16 protein-coding genes are annotated in these 16,377 nt (G+C 72.9%); 4 read left to right on the top strand and 12 right to left on the bottom strand.

The features are described 5' to 3' along the window. The first annotated feature begins 153 nt into the window (after positions 1-153). A complete protein-coding gene (locus OHS58_RS14295) occupies positions 154-1,140 on the top strand; it encodes a methyltransferase domain-containing protein (RefSeq protein WP_328648544.1) in 987 nt (328 codons plus the stop codon). A gap of 139 nt (positions 1,141-1,279) precedes the next feature. Next, complete coding sequence (locus tag OHS58_RS14290) at positions 1,280-2,200, top strand: alpha/beta hydrolase (protein ID WP_328648543.1); 921 nt, start codon at positions 1,280-1,282, stop codon at positions 2,198-2,200. Positions 2,201-2,246: 46 nt separating this feature from the next. Here OHS58_RS14290 and OHS58_RS14285 read toward each other — a convergent pair whose 3' ends face one another. The 4 genes from OHS58_RS14285 to OHS58_RS14270 form a co-directional block, all read right to left on the bottom strand. Beyond that, on the bottom strand, positions 2,247-2,834 hold the full coding sequence (locus tag OHS58_RS14285) for a TetR/AcrR family transcriptional regulator (protein WP_328648542.1): 588 nt from the start codon (positions 2,832-2,834) through the stop codon (positions 2,247-2,249). A 65-nt stretch (positions 2,835-2,899) separates the two neighbouring features. Continuing rightward, on the bottom strand, positions 2,900-4,510 hold the full coding sequence (locus OHS58_RS14280; protein WP_328648541.1) for an amidohydrolase: 1,611 nt from the start codon (positions 4,508-4,510) through the stop codon (positions 2,900-2,902). A 3-nt stretch (positions 4,511-4,513) separates the two neighbouring features. Beyond that, a complete protein-coding gene (locus OHS58_RS14275; RefSeq protein ID WP_328648540.1) occupies positions 4,514-5,257 on the bottom strand; it encodes a MoaF C-terminal domain-containing protein in 744 nt (247 codons plus the stop codon). Positions 5,258-5,264: 7 nt separating this feature from the next. Then, positions 5,265-7,130: a primary-amine oxidase gene (locus OHS58_RS14270; protein WP_328648539.1), complete on the bottom strand. Its 1,866-nt coding sequence runs from the start codon at positions 7,128-7,130 to the stop codon at positions 5,265-5,267. Between the two features lie 113 nt (positions 7,131-7,243). On the opposite strand from OHS58_RS14270, the gene OHS58_RS14265 reads away from it, so the two are divergent. Continuing rightward, positions 7,244-7,939, top strand: a complete 696-nt coding sequence (locus tag OHS58_RS14265) for an SDR family NAD(P)-dependent oxidoreductase (protein WP_328648538.1) — start codon at positions 7,244-7,246, stop codon at positions 7,937-7,939. Between the two features lie 13 nt (positions 7,940-7,952). Continuing rightward, on the top strand, positions 7,953-8,744 hold the full coding sequence (locus OHS58_RS14260) for an SDR family NAD(P)-dependent oxidoreductase (protein WP_328648537.1): 792 nt from the start codon (positions 7,953-7,955) through the stop codon (positions 8,742-8,744). A 62-nt stretch (positions 8,745-8,806) separates the two neighbouring features. On the opposite strand, the gene OHS58_RS14255 is transcribed toward OHS58_RS14260, so the two are convergent. From OHS58_RS14255 to OHS58_RS14220, 8 genes are all read right to left on the bottom strand, one after another. Next, the gene (locus OHS58_RS14255; RefSeq protein WP_328648536.1) at positions 8,807-9,499 is read right to left on the bottom strand and encodes an ABC transporter ATP-binding protein; all 693 of its coding nucleotides are present in this window, start codon (positions 9,497-9,499) and stop codon (positions 8,807-8,809) included. After that, on the bottom strand, positions 9,496-11,196 hold the full coding sequence (locus tag OHS58_RS14250) for a branched-chain amino acid ABC transporter ATP-binding protein/permease (RefSeq protein ID WP_328648535.1): 1,701 nt from the start codon (positions 11,194-11,196) through the stop codon (positions 9,496-9,498). Before OHS58_RS14250 ends, OHS58_RS14255 begins: the two co-directional genes overlap by 4 nt. Then, positions 11,183-12,043: a branched-chain amino acid ABC transporter permease gene (locus OHS58_RS14245; RefSeq protein WP_328648534.1), complete on the bottom strand. Its 861-nt coding sequence runs from the start codon at positions 12,041-12,043 to the stop codon at positions 11,183-11,185. The genes OHS58_RS14250 and OHS58_RS14245 overlap by 14 nt, the downstream gene beginning before the upstream one ends. Before the next feature lie 10 nt (positions 12,044-12,053). Beyond that, positions 12,054-13,226: an ABC transporter substrate-binding protein gene (locus tag OHS58_RS14240; RefSeq protein WP_328648533.1), complete on the bottom strand. Its 1,173-nt coding sequence runs from the start codon at positions 13,224-13,226 to the stop codon at positions 12,054-12,056. Beyond that, complete coding sequence (locus OHS58_RS14235; protein ID WP_328648532.1) at positions 13,223-13,618, bottom strand: nuclear transport factor 2 family protein; 396 nt, start codon at positions 13,616-13,618, stop codon at positions 13,223-13,225. The genes OHS58_RS14240 and OHS58_RS14235 overlap by 4 nt, the downstream gene beginning before the upstream one ends. A gap of 11 nt (positions 13,619-13,629) precedes the next feature. Then, positions 13,630-14,397, bottom strand: a complete 768-nt coding sequence (locus OHS58_RS14230; protein ID WP_328648531.1) for a MoaF C-terminal domain-containing protein — start codon at positions 14,395-14,397, stop codon at positions 13,630-13,632. A 57-nt stretch (positions 14,398-14,454) separates the two neighbouring features. Next, entirely contained in the window at positions 14,455-15,402 is a 948-nt protein-coding gene (locus tag OHS58_RS14225; protein ID WP_326949403.1) for a helix-turn-helix domain-containing protein, read from the bottom strand. A gap of 82 nt (positions 15,403-15,484) precedes the next feature. Continuing rightward, positions 15,485-16,336, bottom strand: a complete 852-nt coding sequence (locus OHS58_RS14220) for an ankyrin repeat domain-containing protein (RefSeq protein ID WP_328648530.1) — start codon at positions 16,334-16,336, stop codon at positions 15,485-15,487. Positions 16,337-16,377: the final 41 nt, after the last annotated feature.

Below are 16,377 nucleotides of genomic sequence, written 5' to 3'. Positions count from 1 at the left end.
TTGACACTCCCGTCATGCGCTGTCAATGGTTTTATTCTACGAACGTAGGAAGTTGAAACACGACGGATTTCCCTTGCTGCGCGTGGGAAATCGGCGCTGGACTCTTTTATCTACGGATGTAGAGTGTCCCAGTCGAACAGAAGGAGGGTCACCGTGACCGGGACGGAAACACCAGCCACGCCCCAGCGCATCGTGGACGTCGCCGTGGGCTACATGGCCGCCGGGCAGTTGTTCGCCGCCAACCGCATCGGCCTGTTCCGCGCACTCGCGCCCGGGCCGCTCGACGCGGCGGAACTCGCGGAACGCACCGGCCGGCCGGAGAACATCACGCGCATCCTCGGTGACGCGCTGTCGTCACTGGGCCTGCTGTCGCGAGTGGACGGCCGGTACGCGCTGACGCCGGACACCGCCGCCTACCTCGGCGGGACGGGGGAGGAGCCGGACCTCGCGCCGTTCCTCACCTTCCTCGAAACCATCAGCTACCCCCACTGGCAGCAGTTCCCGCACACCGCCGACACCGGCGAACCCGGCGAGCTCGACCTCACCGGCGACCGCTGGACCACCTTCATCGGCGGGGTCATGGTGTATAACGCCCTACACGCTCGGGTTTTGGCGCAAGCGTTCGATTTCGGGTCGGCCAAGCGGTTGCTGGACCTGGGCGGCCTGTCGGCCGCCTTCGCCCTGGAAGCCCTGCGGGCCAACGACGTCCTGCACACGACGTTCGTCTACGACCCGCGGTCGGTGCCGTCGGTGACCGAGGCGGTGGCGGAGTTCGCGGACCGGACGCGGGTCGTGGGCGCGCCGACCCCGGAGGCCGAGCCCGACGGCGAGTACGACCTCGTCATGGTGAACCACGTCCTGCACCGGTTCGGCGTCGAGGAGAACCGCGCGATCCTGCGGCACGCGCGGGCCGCGGCGGCGCCGGGCGCGCGTCTCCTGCTGCTGGACTTCTTCCTGGACGACGACGCCGTGCCGCGGTCGCTCGACGCGCTGCACGCGGGGGAGTACCTGGTCATCGACGGCACGGTCGTCTACCCGGAGGCCGACGTCCGGGGCTGGCTGGCGGACGCGGGGTGGCGGCCGGTGGACCGGCTGACCCTGCCCGGATCGCCGCGCGTCCTCGTCGCCGAGGCGGTGTGAGCATGGCGGGTTCTCGTGGCCGAGGAGGTGCCCGCACGGCCTTCGCCTTCGCCGATCCTCGTCGCCGAAGCGGTTCCCTGGCGAATCTTGATCCGGCAGCGCTCGAGCTGCCCGGTCTTTCCACCAAGGCGGTGTCCGCATGACCCTCGACCCCGCGGTTCAGGAGCTGCTCGCCCTGGCCGCCGACGCGCCGGTGCCCGAACGGCCGCCGACGGCGGTGGAGCTGCGGGCCGCGTTCGCCGCGTCCCGGCCGGCGCCGGGGGCGGTGGCGCCGGTCGCGGCGGTGACCGAACGCCGGGTGGGCGACCTCCGGGTCCGGCTGTACCTGCCGGAGGCGGCCGGGCCGGTGCCGGTCTTCCTGTGGATCCACGGTGGTGGCTGGACGATCGGCTCGGTCGACGAGAACGAGGTCGCCTCCCGCGCGGTGTGCGCCGGGGCGTCGGTCGCGGTGGCCGCCGTCGAGTACCGGCTGGCGCCGGAAGACCCCTACCCGGCCGCGCCCGAGGACTGTTACGCCGTGCTGGAGTGGCTGGCCGCGGGCGGCGCGGGTCCGGCGGTCTCGCCGGAGCGGATCGCCGTCGGCGGTGAGAGCGCCGGCGGCAATCTGTCCACTGTGGTCTCTCTGATGGCCCGGGATCGGGGCGGGCCGTCGATTTCCGCGCAGGTGCTGATCTGCCCGGTGTTCGCCCACCCCGACGACGGCTTCGCGTCCTACGTGGACTTCGCGACGGGCTACGGCATGACGGCCGACGCGATGCGCTTCTTCTTCGCCCAGTACGCCCCGGACCCGGCCCGCCTGACCGACCCGTACCTGCTGCCGTCACGCTCGAAGGACCTGAAGAGCCTGCCCCCGGCCTTGATCCTGACAGCGGAGTACGACGTCTTGCGTGACGAGGGCGAAGCGTTCGCGCGGCAGCTGACCGACGCGGGCGTGGCCGTCGACCTCACCCGCTACGCGGGCCAGATCCACGGCTTCTACGGCCTGTACACGGACCTGCCCGCGTCCCCGAAGTCCCACGCGGAGGTGGCGGCCTACCTGCGCGGGATCTTCACCGCGTAGCGCATGAGGGGCACCTTCATGGCTCTTGACGCCCTGAAGGTGCCCCTCACGGCTTGGTGAGCCGGGCCAGGAACGACTCCAGGTGGCGGTGCTGCAGGGCGACCGTGGAGAACTCGCTCGCGACCAGGCTCATCACGTTCGCGCCCGCGTTGACCAGGATGACCTCGTCCACCAGTTGCTCGTCCGGCGTCTCGGTGACGATGTCGCCGTCCTCGCGGCCTTCGGCCAGGAAGCGGTGCAGGAGCCCGCGCCACTCGCGGACGTGCTCGAGGTACTTGTCGTGCATCCCCTGGTCCGACAGGGACATCTGCCAGAAGATCAGCAGCACGCGCCCGGCCGTGATGCGGGCTTCGTCGATCGGCATCGAGGACACGCACAGCTCGCGCAGCGCGGCCAGCCCGCGCAGGCCGTCGAGGGCCACGTACTCGCGCATCATGTCCAGCGCCCGCTCGTAGGTCGCCGCGATGATGTCTTCCTTGCCGGCGAAGTACAGCTTGAGCGCGCCGTTCGCGAACCCGGCCGCCGCGGCGATCTCGCGCATCGTGGCGGCTTCGATCCCGCCGCGCACGATCAGGTCCCAGGTGACGTCGACGATGTCCCTGCGCCGCTGGTCGTGGTCGATGATCTTGGGCACCGGCACCTCCCGCACTGGTTTTCTCTACCAGTGTAGGAGAAACTACCCGGAAGCACCGGATCGGGTCAGCGCCGGAACACCCGCCGTCCCGCGAACCAGGTCTCGGCGACCTGCGTGCCGGCCACGTCGGCGGTCCGGAACGGATCCCGGTCGAGGACCACGAAGTCGGCCGAGCGGCCCGGGGTCAGCGCCCCGGCGACGTCGTCGAGGCCGCACGCGCGGGCCCCGCCGAGGGTGAACACCTCGATCGCCTCGGCCAGGGTGATCGCCTGCTCCGGCCAGAGCGCGCCCGGCCGGCGACCGTGCGGGTCTTCGCGCGTGACCAGGCCCGCGATGCCCTCCCACGCGTTCGGCGACGCGCTGACCGGCCAGTCCGAACCGCCGGCCACGAGCGCGCCGCTGTCCAGCAGCGCGCGGTTCGGCTGCATCCGGGCCGCGCGGGCCGCGGGCAGCACCCCGGCGATGGCCTCCGGAATGACGCCGGGCACCCAGAGGAACGGCGAGATGTCCGCCGCGACACCCAGTTCGGCGAACCGCGGCAGGTCGTCGGGGTGCACGAACTGGCCGTGCGCCACCTGGAACCGCACGTCGGTGTACCCCTCGGCGCGCAGCTTCGAGACGGCGTCGAGCAGCAGCCGGACCGACGCGTCGCCGGTACAGTGCACCTTGGCCGACAGGCCCGCGGACGCCGCTGTGCGCAGCCAGCCCGTCAGCTCCTCGGCGGACATCGTCGTCGCGCCGTGGAAGCAGCCGCCGTGGACGTCGTCGGGCAGGTAGGGCTCGAGGAACGCGGCCGTGCGGGTCGGCGGGACACCGTCGAGGAAGATCTTCACGAAGTCGGGCCGGTGGTGCTCGGTCCGGTAGCGCCCGGCGACCTCCAGCAGCGGCGCGCCGACCGGGTCGAACCCGAAGATCGGGTCGTTGACCAGCAGCGACGACACCACCCAGGCGTCCAGCTCGCCCGCGTCGTCGAGGGACTTCAGTGCGCCGAGGATGTCGGTCGAGACGCCCGCGTCCTGGAACGCGGTGACGCCGAAGCCGTGCAGGATCTCGATCGCCCGCTGCGACGCCCGGCGGTGCTGCTGCGGCGTCAGACCGTCGGCGACGTACTCGACGAGCACCCCCGCGGCTTCCAGCAGCAGGCCGCTCGGCTCGCCGCCGTCCCGGTGGATCACCCCGCCCGGCGGGTCCGGGGTCGCCGCGGTGATCCCGGCCAGCTCCAGGGCCCGGGTGCTCACGAAGCGGTTGTGGCGGCTGTCGTCGGCCAGCGCGACCGGCCGTCCGCCCGCGGCGTCGTCGAGCGCGCGCCGCGCCGAGGTGTGCGACAGCGTCTCGACCAGCGTCGACGCCCAGGCGCCGCCGATCAGCCAGTCGTCCGGGCCGAGGTCACGCGCCCGCGCGCGGACGGCGTCGAGGATGTCCGCGAAACCCGCGTCCGCGCCGAAGGTGAGCTCGAACAGCTCGGCGCGGCCGGCCATCGCGTGGTGGTTGTGCACGTCCACCAGGCCGGGCAGGACGAACGCGCCGCCGAGGTCGAGCACCTCGGTCTTCGGCCCGCGGTCGACGTCTTCGAGAGCCAGGACCTTCCCGTCGGTGACGGCCAGCGAGGACGCCCACGGCCGCACCCGGTCCAGGGTGTACACGACGGCGTTGGTGAGGATCAGGTCGGCGGCCACGGCTCAGTGCTCCGCCGGGTCGAGGCCCGCGGGGTGCACGGTGGTGCTCAGCAGCCGCCCGTGCGCGCCGAACGTGAAGCACGTCGTGTCCTCACCGGTGTGGTCGAGTCCGAAGAGGACACCGTGGGAGCGCAGCGCGCGGGCGTTGCGGTGGTCGGCGATCGTCACCGACGCGCACGAGATCACCTTCTCGCGCCAGGCGAACACGTGGATCCCGGGCCGGACCCGGTACACGGAGTTCTCGTCGGTGTCGGCCAGCCCGCGCTCGGGCCCGGCCAGGCACTGCCAGGTGTACCAGTGCGGGCTGAGGTAGACGTGCTCGTAGGCGTGGTCTTCGCTGTACACCCACACCACGCGGCGCCCGATCAGCGCGGTGCTCGGCGCCATCGCCTCGCCGCGCACCTCGGCGCCGTCGATCGTGGCGGGCCGGAACTCCTGGGTGACGCGCGGGGTGCCGGCGTCGCCGATCCGGGTGGTGACGACCAGGGCGCGGCCGTCGCGGACGTCGAGGATCAGGGACACGGCCTCGCGCGCGGCGCCGGGGTGGGGCTGGACGTAGTACAGGCCGTCGTCGACGAGGAACGTCTCGGCTTCGGTGCCGTCCCAGGTGAAGCCCGGGCCGCCGGCGTCGTCGCGCAGCACGAACGCGCGGCCGTGGAGGTCGCCGGTGAGCGGGGCCTTGTTCGCGTCGAAACCCGGCGCGAGCCCGTCGAGCGGCAGCCAGGTCGAGGTGTCGGAGAGCGTCATGACGTCCTTAGGGTTCGCAGTGGTGGGCGCCGGCGGGCAGGTCGAGGGCCGGGTTGCGGTCGCAGAAGCCGTAGGGCCGCACCAGGAACCCGGATTTGTCGACCGGCATCACCGGCCAGTCCTCGGGGCGCGGCACGTGGGTCGGGCCGAACACGTGCCACAGCACGAGATCGGTGTCGGTCAGGTCGCGGTTCGCGGCGGTCCAGGCGGGCAGGCCCGCGCCGCCGGGGTGGGCGTTGGGCCGCTCGCCCGCCGGGAACCGCTCGTCGTCGCGGTACGGCGTCGCCCACAGGTGCTTCGTCGCGAAGGTCGCCCGGGCGTGCACGGACGCCTCGGGCTGCGCCAGCAGCGTCGCCGACGGCCGCGGCACGAGCTGGTAGGCCGTCGGCTTGCCGAGCCGGTTGACGCGGTCGGCGCTGCGGATCTCCCAGACCCGGGCGCGCGCCGGATCGGCCAGGCGCATCGCGTCGTGTTCGGTGCGCAGCGGCGTGCTGCGCCAGGTGAACGCGTTGCCGTACGGGTTTTCGGGGCCGGTCGGCACCCCCACGACGTCGATTTCGTGGAGGTTGTTGCGCTCGCCGTCGACCTCGACGTCCAGCCGGGCGCAGAACAGGTGCTGGTGCACCGGCGCGAAGAGGCCGGGCGCGATCTCGGTCGCGTGCGGCTGCTCCTGCCCCGGGGTGCCGGCGCCGCAGAAGACGACGCCGGTGGCTTTCGCCTCGAACTCGATGGTGCCGTCGAGGTAGAGGTACCAGTAGTGGCCGTAGTCGTAGTTGCCGATCGTCGAGATCGACGAGACGACCAGCCGCCGCGAGCGGCGCACTTCCGGGTGCCCGCCGAGATCGGTGTGCTTCCAGAGGATCCCGTCGTCCTCTTCGTGCAGGCAGATCGCCCGCGGGATCTCGACCGGCTCGCCGTGGTCGTCGGCGACCCAGGCCGGGAAGTAGCGGATGACGCCCAGGCAGTCGCAGCCGAGCCGCAGGTCGTTGCCGTTCTTGCCGAACTGGTACTCACCGGCGTCGAAGTAGCTGATCCAGAACCGGCCGGGCGCGACGTCGCCGTAGGGCACCACCATCTCGGGGACCGAGGCCCGGTACAGGACCGGTCGGTCCTGGAAGCCCACCTGGTGCAGCGTCAGGCCTTCGCGGGTGTTGAAGCCGACGCGCAGCCGCCAGCCTTCCCAGACCACCTCGGTGCCCTCGACCGTGAAGCTCGGCCCCTCGGGCTGGGTGATCTCGATCGGCTTCAGCGACGTCCGCGCCGGGACGTCGCCGTAGCGGCCGTGCTCGGGTGGGACGGGGACGTCACCTTCGTCCTCGACGCGCAGGACCCGCCGCGTCGTGAGGTCGAGGTGCACGACCAGCCCCTCGACGGGCCGCGCCCACGGGCTGTCGCCGTCGTCGTCGCGGAGGAAGGTCAGCGAGCGGATCACACGCCCCGTCTCGTCGGCGCGGCCGAAGTGGCCGGGCGCGAGCGGTGCGCAGAAGGCGTGCTCGACGTGGTCGGCGAGGCCGCGCCGGGCCATCGCGGCCCGCCAGCCGTCGGACGCCTTCGTCAACTGCTCGGCGAGGGCGTACTCCTCGAACAGGTATGACGGCTGCCCGTCGGCTTCGGCCCAGTCGTCCCAGGAGACGAGTTCGTGCGCGGTCACCGAGACGACGGCCTCCCCGGCCCGGCCGGTGGCGGTGTCGAGCAGCGTGTAGCGGATGCGCCGGTCGCCGGTGCCGGCGCGGACGTCCGCCTTGGCGGGTTCGACCGGCAGCACCTGCGGGAAGCGGATCGTCTCCCCGGTGAGTCCGGCGCCGGCGAGGATCGCGCGGCCGGCGGACAGTTCGGCGGCGGTCAGCGGGTCGAGGGGGTGCGGGGTGCTCACCCCGGTCAGTCTCGGCCCGCGCGGCGTCGTCCGCGACCGCGCGTGCGGGCGCGGACAACAGAACTGCGCTCTCGGCCAACCGCCCGGCGGGCGCCCGCGGTGAGGATGGGCGCATGCGAACCGATCTCGCCGGGAAGGCGGTCGTGGTGACCGGCGGGGCGTCCGGCATCGGACTGGCCTGCGCGCGGGCGTTCCGCGCCGAAGGCGCCCGGGTGGCGGTCATCGACCGGGCACCCGGCGCCGACGTCCGGGCCGACGTCACCGACGAAGCGGCCCTGGCCGCGGCGGTGGAGACCGTCGCCCGCGGGTTCGGCGGCCTCGACGTCGTCGTCGGCTGCGCCGGGATCTCCGGCCCGATCGGCACCCCGCTGGCCGCCATCACCGCCGCCGACGTCGCCGCGGTGCTCGCCGTCAACGTCACCGGGCAGTTACTGCTGGTCAAGCACGCGCGGCCGTGGCTGGCCGACGGCGGTGCCGTGGTGCTGCTCGGCAGCGACTCCGCCTTCACGGCCGCGCCGGGCATGGTGCCCTACTGCGCGTCCAAAGGCGCGGTCGTGGCGCTGACCCGGGCCCTGGCGGTCGAGCTGCCGGGGATCCGGGTCAACTGCGTGTGCCCGTCGGTCGTGGACACGCCGATGGCGCGCGCGGACCTCGGCGACGTGCTCGACGACCCGGCGTTCCCGGTGCAGGCCGCCGCCGACGTCGCCCGGCAGGTGCTGTTCCTCGCGTCCCCGGCTTCGCGGCCGGTCAACGGCCAGGCCCTGCTCGCCGACTTCGGCCTGTCGGCCCGTTCGGCGTTCCCCGCCTAGGAAAGGATCCACAGTGGACTCAGTTGTCGCCATCACCGGCGGAGGCACCGGCATCGGCGCCGCGGCCGCCCGCCGCTACGCGAGCGAAGGCGCCCGGGTCGTCGTGCTGGGCCGGCGTCGCGAACCCCTGGAGTCGGTGGCCGTCGAGATCGGTGCGCACGTCATCACCTGCGACGCGAGTGTGCGGGCGGACGCCGAGAACGCCGTCGCCGAGATCGTCGAGCGGTTCGGCCGGCTGGACGTCGTCGTCGCCAACGCCGGCGGCCACGGCCTTTCGTCGGTCACCGACACCGGCGACGAGGAGTGGGAACTCGCGCTGCGGTCGAACCTGTCGAGCGCGTTCGTGTTCTGCCGGGCCGCGCTGCCGTCGCTGGTCGAGACGGGCGGCCAGGTCGTCGTCGTGTCGTCGCTGGCCGGACTGTTCGCCGGGCCGAACGTCGCCGGCTACACCGTCGCCAAGCACGCGCTGATCGGCCTGACCCGCTCGATCGCCCGCGACTTCGGCCCCCGCGGCGTCCGCGCGAACGCCGTCTGCCCGGGCTGGGTCCGCACCCCGATGGCCGACGGCGAGATGGACCAGTTCGCCGCGGCGGCCGGCTTCGCGGGCGGCCACGACGAGGGCTACCGCCGCGTGACGGCCGACGTCCCGCTGCGCCGCCCGGCCGAGCCGGCGGAGATCGCGTCGATCATCCGGTTCCTGGGCTCGCCGGAGTCGTCGTACATCACGGGCGCGGTCCTGGTCGCCGACGGCGGCGCCCACTGCGTCGACCTCCCCACGCTGGCCTTCGAACGCGCCGGCATGTGACGCGTAAAGCCGTGAAGGCCTCCTTACCGGCCATAAGAGCCGGGAAGGAGGCCTTCACGGCTTTACGAGCCCAGGTAGGCGGCGTGCAGGGTGGTGGGGGAGTCCAGCAAGGGCTGGGCGTCGCCTGAGTACGTCACTCGGCCTGAGGAGACGACCAGGGCCTCTTGGGCGACGCCCAGTGCCAGGTGGGTGAACTGCTCCACCAGCAGGATCGCCGCGCCCTCGGCCGCGAAGCGCGTCACCACCGGCAGCAGGCGGGTGAAGACCACCGGTGCCAGGCCCAGCGACATCTCGTCGATGAGCAGGAACGCCGGGCGCGCCGCGAACGCGCGGGCCAGCACCACCATCTGCTGCTCGCCGCCGGACAGCAGCGCGGCGGGGGAGTCGCGGCGCTTGTCCAGCTCGGGGAACAGCTCCAGGACCTCGTCGACGCGGGCCGCGGGGCGGGCGATCAGGCGGAGGTTCTCCAGCACCGTCAGGCCCGGGAACACCGCGCGGCCCTGCTCGATGTGCGCCAGGCCGAGCCGTGCTCGCGCGACCCGCGAGTGCCGCGTGACGTTCACCCCGCCGAGGTGGACGCTCCCCGCGGCCGGCGCGACCACGCCCGAGACGGCTTCGAGGAGGCTGGTCTTCCCGGCGCCGTTCGGCCCGACCAGCGCCGTGATCCGGCCCGGCTCGAGGACGAGGTCGACGTCCCGGATCACCGGGCCCGCCCCGCGCCGGACCGTCAGGCCGTGCACCCGCAACGCGTTCACAGCAGCTCCGTTTCGCCCATGTACGCCTTCAGCACGGCCGGGTCGGCCAGCACGTCCGCCTGCGGCCCGCTCGCCAGGACCTGCCCGAAGTCGAGCACGGTCAGGCTGTCGCACACCGACCGCACGAGGTCCAGGTCGTGCTCGATGAGCAGCACCGACACCCCGAACCGCGCGGGCACCTGACGCAGCCGCCGCCCGAACGCGACGTGCTCCTCGTGCGGCAGGCCGGCCGCCGGCTCGTCGAGCAGCAGCACCCGCGGGCGCGCCAGCAGGTGCCCCGCGACCTCGACGAGCCGCCGCGCGCCGGCGTCCACCCGCGACAACGGCGTCCGCGCGGGCGGGCAGCCGAAGAACTCCAGCGCGTCGGCGACCTCGGCGGCCGTGGTCCGGCGGCGCGCGACGAACCGCACGTACGCGCCGACCGTCAGCCCGGGCGGGACGCGGTCCTGCTGGAACGTCCGCCGCAGCCCGGCGCGGGCCCGGCGTGTGGGGGAGCCGGCCAGCGGACGGCCGTCGAGCGTCACGGTCCCGGTGGCTCGTGGCAGAAACCCGCTGATGACGTCCACGAGCGTCGACTTCCCGGCGCCGTTCGGCCCGATCACGCCCAGCACGCCGTGTTCCGGCACCGAGATGTCCACATCGGACAGTGCGCGTACGTGTCCGAAGGAGACGCTCAGCCCGCGCACCTCCAGGACCGGGTCCCCGGGTGGCAGCGGTGCGACGTCGGCGACGTCGGTGAGGCCGACCCCGGCCGTGGTGCGGGACCGGCGGCGGTACCAGAGGTTGCGCCAGGCCGTGCCGAGGTTGCCGCGCCCGGCCAGGGCCTGGACGCCGAGCACGCCGAAGATGACGAAGCCCCAGTCCTGCGGCACGCCCCAGCGTTTCAGCAGCTCAGGCACGGCCACCCAGAGCAGCGCACCGAACACCGCCATGTCGATCAGGTGCGCGCCGGACATGATGGCCAGCACGTAGAGCGCGAGCGACTGGATCGCGGTGAAACTGGCCGGGAAGGCCAGCCCGACCTGCCCGGTGAGCAGGCCGCCGCTGATCCCGCCGAGGGCGGCGCTGACCGCGAACGCCGTCAGCTTCGACGTCCGCACCCCGGCGCCGACCGCCGCCGTGCCGCGCTCGGAGAAGGCGACCAGGTGCCAGCTGCTGCCCCAGCGCCCGCGGCGCAGGAAGTGCACGACCAGCCCGCAGGCGACGAGCACCAGCACCGCGAACAGGAAGTACGACCGGTCGTCGGCGAACGCGTCGGGCCGCTCGACCGCCGTGCCTTCGGTGGCGCCGGGGAACTGGATCTGCACCAGCGTCAGGTCGGCGGCCGCGGCCAGCCCGAGGGTGACGACGGCGAGCGTGATGCCGCGCAGCCGCAGCGCGGGCAGCCCGACGAGCACCCCGGCAACGGCGGCGGCCAGCCCGCCCAGGACCAGCCACACCACGAACCCGCCGGGCACCCCGGCGACGTTGCAGGCCGACACGACGAACGCCCCGACCGCGCCGAAGGTCAGCTGGCACAGGGAGATCATCCCGGCGGTACCGGTCACCACACCCAGGCCGAGCAGCGCGATGGCCGCGACGACGGCGCTGACACCGAGGTAGACGAAGTACCCGGCGAGCCCGACGCTCAGCGCGTACCCGACGCCGACGGCGGCGGTCGCGACGAGGACCGGCAGGAGTCGTTCAGCGAGCCGCATCCCACACCTCCTTGCGCTGTGTCCACAGCAGCAGCGCGACGATGACCAGGAACGGGAGGAAGTACCGCAGCACCGACAGCCGGTCGGACTGGGCGACCGCGCCCTGGGCCATGCCCAGTACCAGGCCGCCCGCCACGGCCAGGTCGAGCCGCCGGAAGCCGCCGAGCAGCGCCGCCGCGGCCGCCGGGACCACCAGCATCGCCAGCGACGTCGGGTCGTTCGATTGCGACGGCGCGACGATCGACACCGCGAGCGTCGCGATCACCCCGGTCGCCGTCCAGACGCCGACCGCCAGCGGGCGGGCCGGGATGCCCAGCAGCTCCGCCGTTGTCGGACGCTCGGACAACGCCCGCAGCCGGACGCCCAGCGTGGTGCGGGCCAGGACCGCGCGGCAGGTGAGCGCCACCACGATCGCCAGCGCGACCGTCACCACGGTGACCTGGCTGACCACCACCCCGCCGACGGTGAACGCCGGGCCGGCCAGCAGCGGGTGGAACGGCTGCGGCTTGTTCCCGAACAGGATGAACGCCAGCGAGATCAGCAGCAGGAGCACCGCGACCGTGACCGCCGAGCGCGTCCCGGTGTCGGCTTCGGCGAGCCAGGTGGACACGATCCAGCCGAGCACCGCGCTCAGCGCGCCACCGAGCACGATCCCGGCGAGCGTCGCCACCCACTCCGGGAGTCCTAAGTGGACCGAGAGGAAGACGGCGACGTAGCAGCCGAACATCCCGGTGGCGGACTGCGCGAAGTTGACCACCCGCACCAGCCGGGACATCAGGGTCAGGCAGACCGCGAGCACCGCGTACAGCCCGCCCGCGGCCAGCCCGGCCAGCGCACCTTGCAGCATCGACATCCTCCTACGAGCGAGGGATCCGGAGCCAGTCCTGCCCGGCCAGCTCCCACTTGTTCGTGCCGGTGGCGAGCTTGATCGGCCAGCCGGCGGTGTTGTCGTGGTGCGTCGCGGCCGGGCCGAAGACGTACGGCGTGCCGACCATCGGGTCGGTGACCGGCTTCATCTCGCGCAGCGCCTTCGTCGCCGACTCGCGGGTGACGTCCCCCTGGATCCCGCGGACGACGTCGAGGAAGTACTTCGCCGCCAGGTAACCGCCCTGGCTGAACGACGTCAGCGGGATCTTGTTCTTCGTCATCAGGTCACGCCAGTCCTTGGTCTGCGGGCTGCCGGCGTCGGTGAAGGGGTAGAACTCGGCGGGCACGTAGACCCCGGCGCCGGCGTCCGAGATCGCCTTGGCGTAGTTCTCGCTGTACACGCTGGTCAGCAGCAGCCACGTGACGTCGTTCCAGCCCTGCGCCTGCGCGGCCTTGAGCTGGCCGATCGAGTCGGGCTCGACCGGGTTGACCGTGATGGCCTTGCAGCCCGCGGCCCGCGCCTTGACGACGTAGGAGGTGTAGTCCGAGCCGCCGTAGGGCACGGTCGCGTCGAGGTACTTCAGCTTCTTGCCGGTGATCTTCGTCCACTCGTCGATCGCGGCCTGGTACGCCGGGAGCGTGTTGCCCGCGATCTCCAGCAGTGCGCAGATGTCGTTCAGCTTCAGCACTTCCGAGCCGTAGAGCAGGGTGAGCGTCATGTCGTGGAACGGGCCGACGTTGACCGGCGCGATGTTGGGGCTCGAGAAGCACGCCGGGTCGACGCCGATGCCCTGCACCGAAAGGATCTTCTGCTGCTCGTAGTACTTCGCGTTGATCTCGCACTCGATGAGGCTCGACGACCCGACGAGCGCGACGGCCTCGTCGCCGCCGACCACCTCGCGGGCGGCGGCCGCGGCGGCCGACGGGTCACCCTTGTCGTCGATCGCCTTGTACTCGATCTGCCGCCCGTTGACGCCGCCGGCCGCGTTGGCCGCGTCGAACACGGCCTTCGCGGCCTGGGAGGCCTCCGGGAAGGTGGCCGCGCCGCTCAGCGCGTTGACCGAGCCGACGACGATCGGCCCGTTCGTACCGGACCCGGCGCCGGCGCACCCGGCGGTGGCCAGCACCACGGCGATCGCCAGGGCGGGCAGGGTCTTTCTCATGAGTGCTCCCGGGTTGCGGCCACGACGGGCGCGGAGTCGACGATCTGCTCGAAACTCGCGACGGCACCCGCGGCGAACCGCCACACGTGGGCGACGCGGGCGGTGAAGGACTTCCCGGTGCCGCGGTGGGTGCCGGTGTAGGTGCCGACGCCGACGACGGTGTCGCCCGCGTCGAGGAGATCGGCGAGGGTGAAGCGGTAGCCGTCCCAGTCCCGGCCGATGGCCTCGAAGACGTGCCGTTGGACTTCGTCCGGGCCGGTGTAGGTGCCGGCATAAGGGAAACCGGCGGCCTCCGTCCACGTCGTGGCGGGGCCGAGCGGGGCCAGCATGCCGGGCAGGTCGCCGCGGTCGCTGGCGTCGTAGTGCGCGCGGATGACGTCCACAGGGGACACGGGAAGCTCCTTCAGACGGGCTGGGCGTCGGGGTAGGCGACCGAGCCGAGCGGGTAGACGTGGCCGCCGGCGCGGGAGTGCTCGGACCGGCCGTCGCCGGTGAGGCCGAGGAACACGCCGGTGGTGCGCAGCGCGTAACCGAGGTCGTGCAGCCACACGCTCGCCACGGCGATCCGGAACTCGCGGAAGCAGAACAGGTACAGGCCGTCCTGGAACTTCCACACGGTCGACAGGTCCATGTCGCCGTGGCCGCGCTGCACGCCTTCCAGGCACTGCCAGGCGTAGCGCTCGGACGAGACGTAGACGTGCTCGTAGAGGTGGTCGGGGCTGTAGCGGTAGAGGTTGCGCTTGCCGATCAGGTCCCGCGACGGCCCGGGCACGGCACCGGACGGCTCGCCGCCGCCGGTCGTCCCGGCCCGGAAGCTCTGGGACACCCGGGGAACGCCGTCGACGTCCTCCGCGCCGATCACCGACCGGACGGCGAGCGCGCGATGGGTCGACGTCGAGTAGACGACCGTCAGGGCTTCGCCTTCGACGCTGGTCAGCGGGAGGTTGACGAAGTACACGTCGTCGCGGACGGCCACCGCGTCGTAGGGATCCTTGACGCCGTTGAGGAGGACGTGGTCCGCGTCTTCGAAACTCAGCGCGAGCGAGGCGCCGTCGTCGAGGGTGATCGTGACCGAGTGGCCGGTGAGGTCGGCGTTCGGCTGGCGGTAGGTGGCGATCCCGGCGGCGAACTCGTCGTAGGTGCGCCAGCCGTCGGTGGGGGCTTCGGGCATGGGCTCATCGTCGAGCGGCGCCCGGCGGCGAGCGAGCGGTCACGCGCTGGGGGGCAACTACCGGTCGCTGACGGTCAACTCGCGGCGCAGCTCGCTCGGCGCGCGCCCGAACGCCGTCTTGAACACCCGGCTGAAGTGCGCGGCGTCGACGAACCCCCAGCGCGACGCGATGGCCGCGACCGGGCGGCCGGCGTGCACCGGGTCGAGCAGGTCACGGCGGCAGTGCTCGAGGCGCCGGGTGCGGATCCAGCCGGCGACCGTGGTGCCCTGCTCCTGGAACAGCCCGTGCAGGTGCCGCGTCGAGATGAAGTGCTCGGCGGCGATTCGCGCCGGGTTCAGCTCGGGGGAGTGCAGGTTGGCGTCGATGTGCGCGCGGATCCGGCGCATCAGCTCGTGGTGCGGGTCGGCGCCCGCGTGCGCGAGGTCGAGCTCGGTGGCGACCATCGTGCTCAGCAGGTCGACGGCGCTGTGCGCCAGCCGCGCGCCCGCCGGGCCGGCCAGCTGCTCGAGGTTGCTGCCGAGCTGGGCGAGGAACGGCACCACGACGTTGCCGACGCCTTCCTTGCCGGACATCCGCACCGCCGTCAGCCGCCCGACGAGCTCGGCGGGCAGGTCGATGAGCCGCTGCGGGAACATCACCACCAGGGTGCGGAAGTCCTCGGCGAACTCCAGCGAGTACGGCCGGTGCGTGTCGTAGAGCGCGACGTCGCCGGGCCGCAGGACGGCCTGCCGGTCGTCCTGCACCAGCAGCCCGGTGCCGGCCAGGATCAGGCTCAGCTTGTAGTACCGGCGTTCGCCGCGCGCGATCAGCTCCGGCGTGCGCCGGACGACGTGCGGCGACGCCGAGATCTCCGAGACCTGCACCTCGTCGGCCGTCGACGAGCGGATCCGGCCGCGGAAGGCCTCCCCGGCGCCGGCGGTGACGTGCAGCGGCACGAAGGACTGCGTGACGGCGGCGCGGAACTCGGTGAAGTCCCGGGCGATCAGGGTCGTGGGGGCGGGCACGGGTCACCTCGCAGCATCGGGAGTGTCGTATACGATAAGCGATACGATCTTGCCCGGCAATGCTCCCGCGGTACCATTCCGGTTACGCTGAGTGGTGCCAGTAGTCCCGCTTGGGCAGCACGAGCCAGGTGTCGGGCGGCCCGGTGATCGCCCGCGCGTCGACCGGCCGCAGCCCGGCGTACGCACAGGCGTAGGCCGCGGCGTTTCCCGGGTAGAGGTAGGAAAGCAGCACCTCCAAGGCCGAGGAGTCGACGTACGGCGCGCCGCCGGGGTGCAGGTCCGACCCTTCGGTGACGCCGTCGCGGACGATGCACCCCTGGTTGCCGCTCTTCGGGTTCGAGTACACGCCGTAACAGACCGTGCCCGCAGACAGGAGCCCGGTGACGACCGGGGTCTGCGGCAGGTAACCCCACGGCTGGGTGACGACGCAGCCGCCGGGCACGTCGGTGACCCCCACGATCTGGTTGGTGCCCTCGGGCGCCCACGGATCCGCGGACAGCGCCCGGCCGACCGCGGGATCGGCGGTGACGGCGTCGAGCCGCCGCGCCGCTTCCGCCGCGTCGACACCCGCGACACACGCGAGGCCGGTGCCTTCGAGCAGGCAGCCGTGCAGCGCGGCGCCGAGACCGGGCGCCGCCGCCACGATGACGGCCTCGGCGTCGCTGAGCACGACCCCGGCGGGCGCGGCGCCGAACAGGTCCGGGGTGGGCCCGGCCAGCGCGAGCCGCCCTGGCGGCCAGCCGGCCGGGTCCGGCCGCCACGGATCCGCGCCCGCGCCGGCCAGCACGCGGGCGTTCTCCGGCCGGCGGGCGTGCACCGCCCACCACAGCGCGGTGTGGCCCTCGGTTTCGGCGTCGACGTCGGCGGCCTGGCGCGCGAGCTCCGCCACCTGCTCCGGCGTGCCGCGTTCGGCGGCGTCCTGCAGCGCGGTCATCGGTTCCCCCTCGAATTCGGTTCGCGGCGACCGTAGCGGGC

The organism is Amycolatopsis sp. NBC_00348, assembly GCF_036114655.1.
GTDB lineage: Bacteria > Actinomycetota > Actinomycetes > Mycobacteriales > Pseudonocardiaceae > Amycolatopsis.
The sequence above is the reverse complement of the archived record's forward strand: the minus strand, read 5'-3'. Positions and strand labels throughout refer to the sequence as shown.

Bases quoted from the DNA above. Each gene is read 5' to 3' on its own strand.
- OHS58_RS14230 (WP_328648531.1), bottom strand. From the start codon at position 14,397: ATGCCCGAAGCCCCCACCGACGGCTGGCGCACCTACGACGAGTTCGCC.
- OHS58_RS14250 (WP_328648535.1), bottom strand. From the start codon at position 11,196: ATGCGGCTCGCTGAACGACTCCTGCCGGTCCTCGTCGCGACCGCCGCC.
- OHS58_RS14245 (WP_328648534.1), bottom strand. From the start codon at position 12,043: ATGCTGCAAGGTGCGCTGGCCGGGCTGGCCGCGGGCGGGCTGTACGCG.
- OHS58_RS14220 (WP_328648530.1), bottom strand. From the start codon at position 16,336: ATGACCGCGCTGCAGGACGCCGCCGAACGCGGCACGCCGGAGCAGGTG.
- OHS58_RS14290 (WP_328648543.1), top strand. From the start codon at position 1,280: ATGACCCTCGACCCCGCGGTTCAGGAGCTGCTCGCCCTGGCCGCCGAC.
- OHS58_RS14265 (WP_328648538.1), top strand. From the start codon at position 7,244: ATGCGAACCGATCTCGCCGGGAAGGCGGTCGTGGTGACCGGCGGGGCG.
- OHS58_RS14240 (WP_328648533.1), bottom strand. From the start codon at position 13,226: ATGAGAAAGACCCTGCCCGCCCTGGCGATCGCCGTGGTGCTGGCCACC.
- OHS58_RS14275 (WP_328648540.1), bottom strand. From the start codon at position 5,257: ATGACGCTCTCCGACACCTCGACCTGGCTGCCGCTCGACGGGCTCGCG.